We start from the raw sequence: 9,262 nt of genomic DNA on the forward strand, positions 1-9,262 counted from the left end.
GACCACCGACGGCCGCCCGGCGGGCAGGTCCTGCGCGACCTGGCTGGCGCCCGGCGAACCCTTCAGCACCACCATCACGGTGGTGCTGGCCGCCAGACCGGTGATGGCGAACAACGCGCGACGCATGGGGTGCCTTCCTACAGCTCGAAGGTGGCGAGGTGGATCTGCCGGCGGGGCACGCCGGCCTGGCGCAGCACCCGCAGCGACTGCTCGACCAGGCCGGGCGGTCCACAGAGGTACACGTCCCGCCGGGCGACGTCGGGCACCAGCCGGCGCAGCCCCTCCGGGCTCATCACCTCGCGCGGGCCGGGGTCGTGGCGGGAGCCGACGACGTACCAGATCGAGGTGTGGCGGGCCTGGGCCAGCCAGTCCAGCTCCCGGTGCAGCAGCACGTCGGCCGGGGTGCTGGCGCGGTAGATCAGGGCCGCGCCGGGCGGCAACTCCTCCAGCATCGCGCGGATCGGCGTGATCCCGCTGCCACCGGCGATCAGCAGGGCCCGCTCGCGGACCCGGTGGGCCGCGGTGAAGGTGCCCGACGGTCCGGCCGCCCAGACCCGGGTGCCCGGGTCCAGGTCGCGCAGGTCGGCGGTGTGCGAGCCGACCACCTTGACGGTCAGCCGCAACCAGCGGCCGTTGGCGGCGGCGGAGACCGAGAAGGGGTGCGACTGCCACCAGCAGCCCGGGGTGAGGAACCGCCAGCGGAAGAACTGCCCGCCGAGCATCTCCAACCGGTCCAGCCGGTCACCGGTCAGGTAGATCGAGATGGTGTCCGAGCTCTCCGCGACCACGTCGGCCACCCGCAGCCGGTGCCGCAGGTTGAACAGCAGCGGAGCGACCACCCGGCCCCAGAGCAGGGCGGCGACCACCAGCATGTACATCGCGATCCAGAAGGTGCGCACCGGGCCGGGCCGGAACAGTTGCGCGCCGTTGCTGAACTGGTGGCCGAAGCCGAGCAGCAGCACCACGTAGCTGGCCAGGTGCAGGTGGTACCAGAGCTCGTAGGGCAGCGCCCGGCGGATGGCCCGCATGCTGGTGAAGCCGATCAGCACCATGATGGCGGCGGCGGCGAACGCGGAGACCATGTCCTCGTAGTCGCTCAGCAGCACCCCGGCCTCGGCGAGCACGGAGTTGTCCTCCAGGTCGGCGTAGCCGACCAGGATCAGTGACATGTGCGCGAGCACCGCCACCAGCAAAGTGGCGCCGACGTCACGGTGCCAGCGGGCGATCTGCTCGCCGCCGATCCACCGTTCCAGCACCCGCAGCCGGCTCATCATCAGCACCTGCACGAGCAGCAGGTAGCCGGCGACCAGCCCGGTGATCCGCCCGGCCGCGGTGACCGTCGCGGCCGAGTTCTTCAGCGAACCCGCCGGGGTGTCCCACCACCAGGGCAGGACGCTGGCGAGCAGGCCGACGACGAGCAGGGCGGCCAGCAGCCGCCGGCCGCCGGGTCCGCGTCGCGGCGGCACCAGCGGCCGTACGTCCGCAGCCGGCCGGCCGCCGTGCCGGGACGGGGTCGTCCCGGTGCGGCGGCCGGCGGCGTGGGTGTGCTGGTGCGTCACGCGTACAGCTTGATCGGGGTGTACTTCTGCCGGGGGAAGATCTTGTCCACCTCCGCGTTGGTGAGCCCGAACCGCCCCTGCGCGACCGACCCGTAGACGTTGAACATGTTGTTGTACTCAGGTACGTCGCCGCTGTCCAGATCGTTCAACCCGTTCCAGGTGCCCAGCAGCGAGCCGGCGAGCTTGCGCCCGGAGAGGATGGTGACCACCCCGCCGTGCCCGTGGTCGGTGCCGCCGCCGTTGGAGGCGACCCGCCGGCCGAACTCGCTGGAGACCATGACGGTGACGTCGGCGGCCTTCTCCCCCAGGTCGGTGAAGAACGCGGCCATGGCGCTGGCCAGTTCGTTGAGCCGCCGGTGTAGCTGGCCGCCCTCGCGGGTGCCCTGGTTCTCGTGGGTGTCGTAGCCACCCATGCCGACCGTGGCGACCCGGACGTTCGCCCCGCCCTTGATGAGCTGGGCGAGCTGCTGGAACGCGTAGCCGACGCCCTCGTACTCGACGCCCTCGGCCGGCTGGTACGGCTTCGCGGCGAGCTTCTGCGCGGTGGCCAGCGCGCCCAGGCCGTCCTGCACGGACTCCTCGACCGGGTGGTTGATCCCGGTGAAGAGCCCCCGGATGGCCTTCTCGGTGGCGGCCCGGAACCGGTCGTCGCCGTTGAGCCGCAGCGAGCCGACGTTGTTGATGGAGAGCGCGCCGTTGGTGCCGACCAGTGACCGGGGCAGCGTGCTGCCGATGCCGACGCTGCGGAACGCGGTGCCCTTGCCGAGGGCGTCGACCAGGCTGTCCAGCCAGCCCCGGCCGCCGGTCTCGCCGGGCAGTCCGCCCAGGTTGCAGGCGTCCGCGGCCTGGAAGTGGCTGCGGGACAGCCGCTCGTCGGAGACCGCCGGGACGAAGCCGAGCTGACCGCTCTTGAGCCACGGCTCCAGCGGCTTGAACGCGCTGGTCAGTTTGAAGCCGCGGCCCACCGCGAGGGAGTCCTCGGCGAGCAGCAGGTCGGGGCGGGCCTTGGCGAGCACCGGGTCGTCGGACGGGGCGACCAGGCTCAGCCCGTCCAGCCCGCCGTAGAGGAAGACGTGGATCAGGGTGCCGGTCTTGGTCGCGGCGAACGACGCCGAGGTGGTGACGAACTGGGCGGTGGCCAGCGCGGTGGCGGTGGCGGCGGCGCCGGCGACGAAGGTACGCCGGGTGACGCCGCGGCCGTCCTGCTGGGCCTCCTCCAGGTTCTCCAGCCGCCGGTACCGGTCGGCCTCGGCGGCGTTCTCGGCGGCGACGATGTCGGCCTCGGCCCGCAGCAGCGCCTCGGCCGGGTTGTCGGCCAGCCGTCGCAGGTCCGGGCATTCGGGGTGCAGGGGGAACGTGTGCACAGTCTTCTCCATCGGGTGCCTCACCGGAGGTGGTGCTGGGGGGACGCGAGGATCGCCCGCGCGACGGCGGTGATGGCCCCGTTGAACGTCGCGTCGACCCGGGCGCCGGCCGCGAGGCCGGCCACGCCGAGGATCAGCGACTTCTCCTTGGCGCTCAGCTTCTGGCCCACCAGCCGCTGGGCGAGCGCGTCCACGTACGCCCCGGCGGTCGCCGGCGGCCTGGCCACCAGCTTCTCCGGCCGGGTGTACGTGAAGGTGGTGCGGTTGGCGGCAACCAGCTCGCCGGCCTCGTTCCAGCCGTTGACCATGGTGCCGGCCGAGGTCCAGGCGACGTAGACGTCCGGGTAGCCGTCCGGGGTGGGCTGGCCCATCGGATACTGGCCCAGCTCGCGCATCTTGTCCTGGATCTGCCGCAGGCCGCGGGCGTACGGGGTGCGCTTGCTGTCGCCGTTGTCGTTCTTCGCCGAGGGCTCCGGGGAGACGCCGAGGGTCCGGTACGTGGCGACCACGTACTCCATCGGCCGGCGCACCTTCTGCCCCACCGCGGCCCAGAACTCAGAGGAGCTGAACAGGGTCATCAGCACCGGCTTGATCATGCCCTTGTTGGTGGTGTACGTCTTCGCCAGCCGGTCCACCAGGGACTTCGGCGGGGTGTCGGAGACGAACCGGGTGGCCAGGCTCTGCGCCACGTACCTGGCGGTCGACGGGTGCAGCGCGATGTAGGTGAGGTACGCGTCGATGGCCGCCTCGGCCGCCTTCGGCTCCTTGGAGCTGTTCGCGTGGGTGAAGCCGAGGACCTTGACCTTGCCGACGTAGTGCCGCTCGGGGCGGAAGGCGTACTTGCCGTCGTTGACCCCCCGGCCGGTCTGCAGCAGGGCCGCCTGCCGGACGTCCTTCTCGGTGTAGCCGCCGTCGACGCCCACCGAGTAGAGCTCCAGGTTCTCCCGGGCCAGGTTCTCGTTGACCGCGTCGGCGCGGGAGTCGTTCTGGTTGAGGTAGAGCAGCAGCGCCGGGTGCTTGTTCGCGGCGAGCAGCATCTCGGGGTAGCTGCCCAGGGCGTGCGCCCGCACGACGTCCCGGTCGAAGGAGCTGCGGTAGACCTCGCCGCCGTCGAAGTCGGCGGCGACGTGCAGGAAGTCGTTCCAGAAGTCGACCATCACCTCGAAGAGCTGCCGGTCGGACCAGATCTGCCGGGCGATGGTGGCGTCGACCATCTCCTTCTCCGGCTGCGCGCCCCGCTCGTTGAGCTGGTCGCGCTGCTCGCGCAGCTGCGTCGAGCTGAGCTTCGTGGTGGGCAGCTCGGCGAGCTTCAGCTCGGCCCTGGTCGGGGCGATCTTCTCCGGGTCGAGCTGCCAGCGCAGCCAGCCGTCGATGCCCTTGTCCCTGATGTCGGCGAGGACCCTCGGGGTGACCCCGAAGGTGGCCCGCCGGGCCAGGTGCAGGACCGGGTCCTTGGCGAGCACCGTCCTGACGGTCACCTTGGTCTCGGAGGCGGCGGCGGCCGGCCCGGAGAAGGTACGGCCACCGGCCGGGGCGTTCTTCTTCAACGCCTCGCCGGCCCGGGAGCCCATGTAGCTCTCGTTCTGCTCGGTGTAGGTGCGCACCGTGCTCGGCTGCTGGCCGCTGGGGCGGGCGGCGGTGCCGTCGGTGACGGTGGTGCCGGTGGCGTCCCCGGCGGCCGCCTCGTCACCGAAGAGGCTGCGGATCTGCGGGGTCATCGCGAGGGCGGCGCCACCGGCGACCACCGCGGCGGTGCCGCCGAGGGCGACGAGCGCCTTGCGGCGCCCCACCTTCCGGCCCGGGTCGTCATCGTCCAGGTGGGGCAGTCCGGCGCCGGGCGGGGGCACGGGCGCCTGCCGTCCGAACCCGTCCGGTCCGACCCACTGCGGCCCGCTGGCGGCCGGCTGGGCGGAGTGACCGGCGTGGGCGTACGACGCCCGCGGGTCGGCCTGGGCCGGGTAGCCGCCCTGGTAGGGGGACTCGTATCCGTACGGCGTGGACGCGTAGCTGTCGCGGTGTCCGTCGGAGGTGGGGTGCTGGCGCCCGTCCCACCCGCGGTCGTCCCGCGGTCGACGTGGTGGCACATTCTGGTCGGCCATGTACCAATCCCGTTTCTTGTGCGCCGCGACAACTGCGACCGGGCAGGGGTCGAAAAGGTGCGGCGACTGATGCCTGAGGGGGTTGCTACGGCAAGGTAGCCAAGGGGTGAGAGGCCTTCAAGCAGCGCCGGAGACGCCCCCGACGGCACTTAAGGCGTCCCTCAGCGCGCGTCCGTGGCCGCCGATTTCCGCCCGCCCGGGGACGGACCCCCCGAGCAGGGCGTACCCGGCACGACACCGGCCGGACGTAACGTTTTCGGCGCGCGCGGCGCTTATGACGGCGTTCAACGCCACAGACAAACTTAAGACGGGCATAAGCCGGAGCTGAGGCGGTCGTCTCCCGTGGCGGGTACGGCCCCGGCCGCGTGACCCCGACCGGACGGCAAAGTAGCAGCAGGACACGAGCGTGAGCCGCCGCCGCAGCGGGTATGCCGCCGGACCGCTGAACGCGTGAGGGGAAGGCACATGCTCAGCAAAGAGGATCAGCGCAGGTTCGAGCAGATCACCCGTCAGCTCCGGGAGAGCGACCCGGCGTTCTTCGCCCGGCTGGACACCCGGGCCCGGGCCCGCCGCGGCCGGTGGCTGATGCTGTTGACCATCGTGCTGTGGGCCTCGCTCCCGGCGATGACCCTGCTGGCCGGACGGCTGGCCGGGGCCATCTGCGCGGTGGTCCTGATGGCCAACGCCACGCTCATGTGGCGGTTCCGCCGCCGCTGGCTGTGACGGGGCACCGGCCCCGCACGACGGCATCCACACGTCGCCGGTGTCGCACCGCCCGGCGGCACCCACCGCGCCGCCGGCACGGCACCGCCCGACCCGGCACCGAGGGCCCTCACCGGCCGAGAAGCCGGTACGCCCGGCGCAGCCGTTCGACCAGACCGGGCCCGCCGATCGCGGGGGCCGGCGCGCCGAGCTGCCGCAGCAGCAGGTCCGGTCCGGTCACCAGACTCGGCGGCCGGTCGGGCAGCGGGACCGGTGGCAGCCAGAACCGGTCCACCGCCTCGGCCAGCGGCGCCGAGGGCAGGCCGGCGAGCGCCCGGGCGGCCCCGACCGGCGGGGCGTCCGTGCCGGCTGTGCCGACGGCGGGCTCCACGGTGGACGGACCGGGTCCGGCGGCAGGCGCGCCGGCCCCGGGAGCCCGGTTTCCGTCGCGTGGCTCGGCCGTCGCGGAGTCGGCCCCGGCCCGCAGGACCCGCAACCGGTCCAGCAGTTCGGCGCGGTCCCGGCCCCGCCAGTGCAGCAGCTGGAACGGGTCGGCGTCGAAGGCCTCGGCGAGCAGGTAGAAGGTGGCTGCGAGGTGCTTGCAGGGGACGGCGAAGTCGGGGCAGCTGCACCGCTGCTCCAGCTCCGCGATCCCGCCCGGGAAGAGCGGGGCGCCGGCCGCCGCGAACAACTCCTCCAGTTCCTCGGGCAGGTCGCCGGCGAGCAGCCGGGCGCTGAAGAACGCCTGGGCCGCCAGCTCCGCCTCGACCCGGGACCAGAGCGCCGCCGGGAACGGGGTCAGCTCGATGCGGACCTGGTACGGCTGCGCCCGGGAACCCTGCACCACCGCGCTGACCATTCCCGGGGTGATGTCGAGGCGGACCACCTGGCCGGCGCGCGCGTACGACCGGCCGCGGGTCAGCCGGGTGCCGAGGGCGAAGGACTCCAGCACCTCCAGGAAGCGCCGCGACCACCAGGACCGGCCGATGGCGCCCCGGGTGCTGCGCGCCTTCAGTCCACCGTCCACCTTGCGTGGACGGCCGTAGTCGGCGAACCGGTCGCTCACGCCGCCGCCCCGCTCCGACCGGCGGCGCGGGGCGCCACTCCGCGATGGCCGACGGCCCGCCCGCTCACTGCGCCACCGCCCCGGCCTCCAGGGTGAACAGCTCCCGCAGTTGGGTGGTGGAGAGTTCGGTGACCCACTGCTCGCCGGTGCCGACCACCGTGGCGGCGAGGCTCCGCTTGTCGGCGATCATCGCGGCCACCTTCTCCTCGACGGTGCCGGCGCAGACGAACTTGCGTACCTGCACCCGCCGCCGCTGCCCGATCCGGAAGGCCCGGTCGGTGGCCTGGTCCTCGACGGCCGGGTTCCACCACCGGTCGACGTGCACGACGTGGTTGGCCGCGGTCAGGGTGAGCCCGGTGCCGCCGGCCTTGAGCGACAGCACGAAGAGCGCCGGGCCGCCCGGGGACTGGAAGCGGGTGACCATGGTGTCCCGGTCGGCCTTGCCGACGCCGCCGTGCAGGAAGAGCACCTCCCGGCCGAACCGGGCCGACAGGTGGCCGCGCAGCATGCCGCCGAACTCGGCGTACTGGGTGAAGAGCAGGGCCTTCTCCCCCGCCGCCAGCACCTCGTCGAGGATCTCCTCCAGCCGCGCCAGCTTGCCGGAACGGCCGTCCAGCGCCGAGCCGTCGCGCAGCAGCTGGGCCGGGTGGTTGCAGACCTGCTTGAGCCGGGTCATGGTGGCCAGCACCAGCCCGCGCCGCTCGATGCCGTCGCTGGACTCGATCTTCGCCAGCATGTCGTCGACCACCGCCCGGTAGAGCGAGGCCTGCTCGGCGGTGAGGTTGCAGACCACCTCCATCTCCAGCTTCTCGGGCAGGTCCGAGATGATCGACGAGTCGGTCTTGAGCCGGCGCAGCACGAACGGGCCGGTGATCCGGCGCAGCCGTTCGGCCGCGTCGGCGTCGCCGTGCCGCTCGATCGGCTCGGCGTAGCTCTTGCGGAACGTGGCGGCCGGGCCGAGCAGGCCCGGGTTGGCGAACTGCATGATCGACCAGAGGTCGGCCAGCCGGTTCTCCACCGGCGTGCCGGTGACCGCGATCCGGTGCCGGGCGGGCAGCGCACGCACCGCCTCGGCCTGCCGGGTGGAGGCGTTCTTGATCGCCTGAGCCTCGTCCACCACCACCCGGTGCCAGTCGATGCCGGCCAGGTCCACGGCGTCCCGGGCCGCCACGCTGTAGGTGGTGAGGACCAGGTCCGCGGCGTGCACGGCCGTGGTGAACTCCGTCCCCCGGGCCCGTTCCGCGCCGTGGTGCACGTGTACGCGCAGCCCGGGCGTGAACCGGGCCGCCTCCCGCTGCCAGTTGCCGACCAGCGACATCGGACAGACCAGCAGGGTCGGGCCGGCCGTGGGCGGGTCCCCGGCGAGCAGGGCGAGCAGCTGCACCGTCTTGCCCAGTCCCATGTCGTCGGCGAGCACCCCGCCGAGTCCGAGCGACTGGAGGAACGCCAGCCAGGCCAGCCCCCGCCGCTGGTACGGCCGCAGCGTGCCGCGGAACTCCTCTGGCGGGTCGAGCGGGGTGAGCCGCCGCTCGACGGCGCCGGCGAGCAGGTCGCCCAGCGCGCCGTCGGCGCTGACCTCCAGCACCGGCAGCGCGTCGGGTTGTTCCGCGTCGGCGAGGCCGAGCCGGAGCAGGTCGGCGACGGTCAGTTCGCCGGAGGACCGGAGCAGCCGCAGGCCGGCGGCGAGCCGCTTCGGGTCCAGCTCCACCCAGCGTCCGCGCATCCGCACCAGCGGGGTCTTCAGCGCGGCCAGCGACGCCAGCTCCTCGGCGGACAGTGGCTGGTCGCCGAGCGCGACCTCCCAGCGGTAGTCGACCAGGGCGTCCAGCCCCACCCCGCCGGTGGTGCCGGCGACGGTGCCCGGGGCGGTGCGGCTGCGCGCCTGCAACCGGGCGCCGAGCCGCGACGACGGCCGCTGCCACCAGCCGGGCAGCAGCACGGCGAACCCGGCGGCGTGCAGCACGGGCGCTCCCTCGCGCAGGAACCGGTGCGCCCCCTCGACGTCCAGTTCCATGGCCTCCGGGGTGGCGGTACGCAGGGCGGTGTCCAGCTCCGGCCAGAGCCGGCTGGCCCGGCCGAGTTCGGCGAGCAGGGTCTCCTGCGGGTTCCCGTCCCGCCCGGCCAGCCCGGTGACGGTCTCCGGCGCCTGCCAGACCTGAGCGGCGTCGACGTGCAGGCTCGGCTCGTCGGCCGCCTGGAGGCCGAACTCCAGCCGCCAGCGGCCGCCGTGCCCGATCGTCGCCGTGGGGTCGGCGGGGACCACGACGACCGGTTCGGCGATCTCCTCGGCGGGTGGCTCGGCCAGGCGGAAGCTGGCCCGTACCGCGCCGCCGGCTGCGTCGCGCTGCCAGGCGTCCAGCTCCGCCCGGAGGGTCTTGAGCGCGGCCGGGTCGGCGGTGAAGTCGGGACGCGCCCCGGTGAGCGCGGCCAGCCACGCCGGCACCGCCCCGTTCGGGCGTACGCCCCGCGCCA

Annotated in this window: 5 protein-coding genes and 1 pseudogene; 1 reads left to right on the plus strand and 5 read right to left on the minus strand. The window is 73.5% G+C overall.

The annotated features are described in order from the left end of the window. Positions 1–137: 137 nt before the first annotated feature. From NCC78_RS22310 to NCC78_RS22320, 3 genes are read right to left on the minus strand one after another with little or no spacing between them, the layout of a single operon-like run. Positions 138–1,559, minus strand: coding sequence for a ferredoxin reductase family protein (locus NCC78_RS22310; protein ID WP_250796813.1), 1,422 nt, complete (start codon positions 1,557–1,559; stop codon positions 138–140). Beyond that, on the minus strand, positions 1,556–2,923 hold the full coding sequence (locus NCC78_RS22315; RefSeq protein ID WP_250796814.1) for a DUF1501 domain-containing protein: 1,368 nt from the start codon (positions 2,921–2,923) through the stop codon (positions 1,556–1,558). The genes NCC78_RS22310 and NCC78_RS22315 overlap by 4 nt, the downstream gene beginning before the upstream one ends. Positions 2,924–2,943: 20 nt before the next feature. Continuing rightward, entirely contained in the window at positions 2,944–5,022 is a 2,079-nt protein-coding gene (locus NCC78_RS22320) for a DUF1800 domain-containing protein (RefSeq protein ID WP_250796815.1), read from the minus strand. 465 nt (positions 5,023–5,487) lie between these two features. Between NCC78_RS22320 and NCC78_RS22325 the strand changes: the two genes are divergently transcribed. Beyond that, complete coding sequence (locus NCC78_RS22325) at positions 5,488–5,745, plus strand: DUF3040 domain-containing protein (protein WP_250796816.1); 258 nt, start codon at positions 5,488–5,490, stop codon at positions 5,743–5,745. A gap of 109 nt (positions 5,746–5,854) precedes the next feature. Here NCC78_RS22325 and NCC78_RS22330 read toward each other — a convergent pair. Together NCC78_RS22330 and NCC78_RS22335 are read right to left on the minus strand one after the other, a co-directional pair. Then, a pseudogene (locus NCC78_RS22330) lies at positions 5,855–6,828 on the minus strand (SWIM zinc finger family protein). Between the two features lie 26 nt (positions 6,829–6,854). Then, a partial coding sequence (locus NCC78_RS22335; RefSeq protein ID WP_250796819.1) for a DEAD/DEAH box helicase occupies positions 6,855–9,262 on the minus strand: 2,408 nt, incomplete at its 5' end.

The organism is Micromonospora phytophila (assembly GCF_023656545.1).
Lineage (GTDB): Bacteria > Actinomycetota > Actinomycetes > Mycobacteriales > Micromonosporaceae > Micromonospora > Micromonospora phytophila.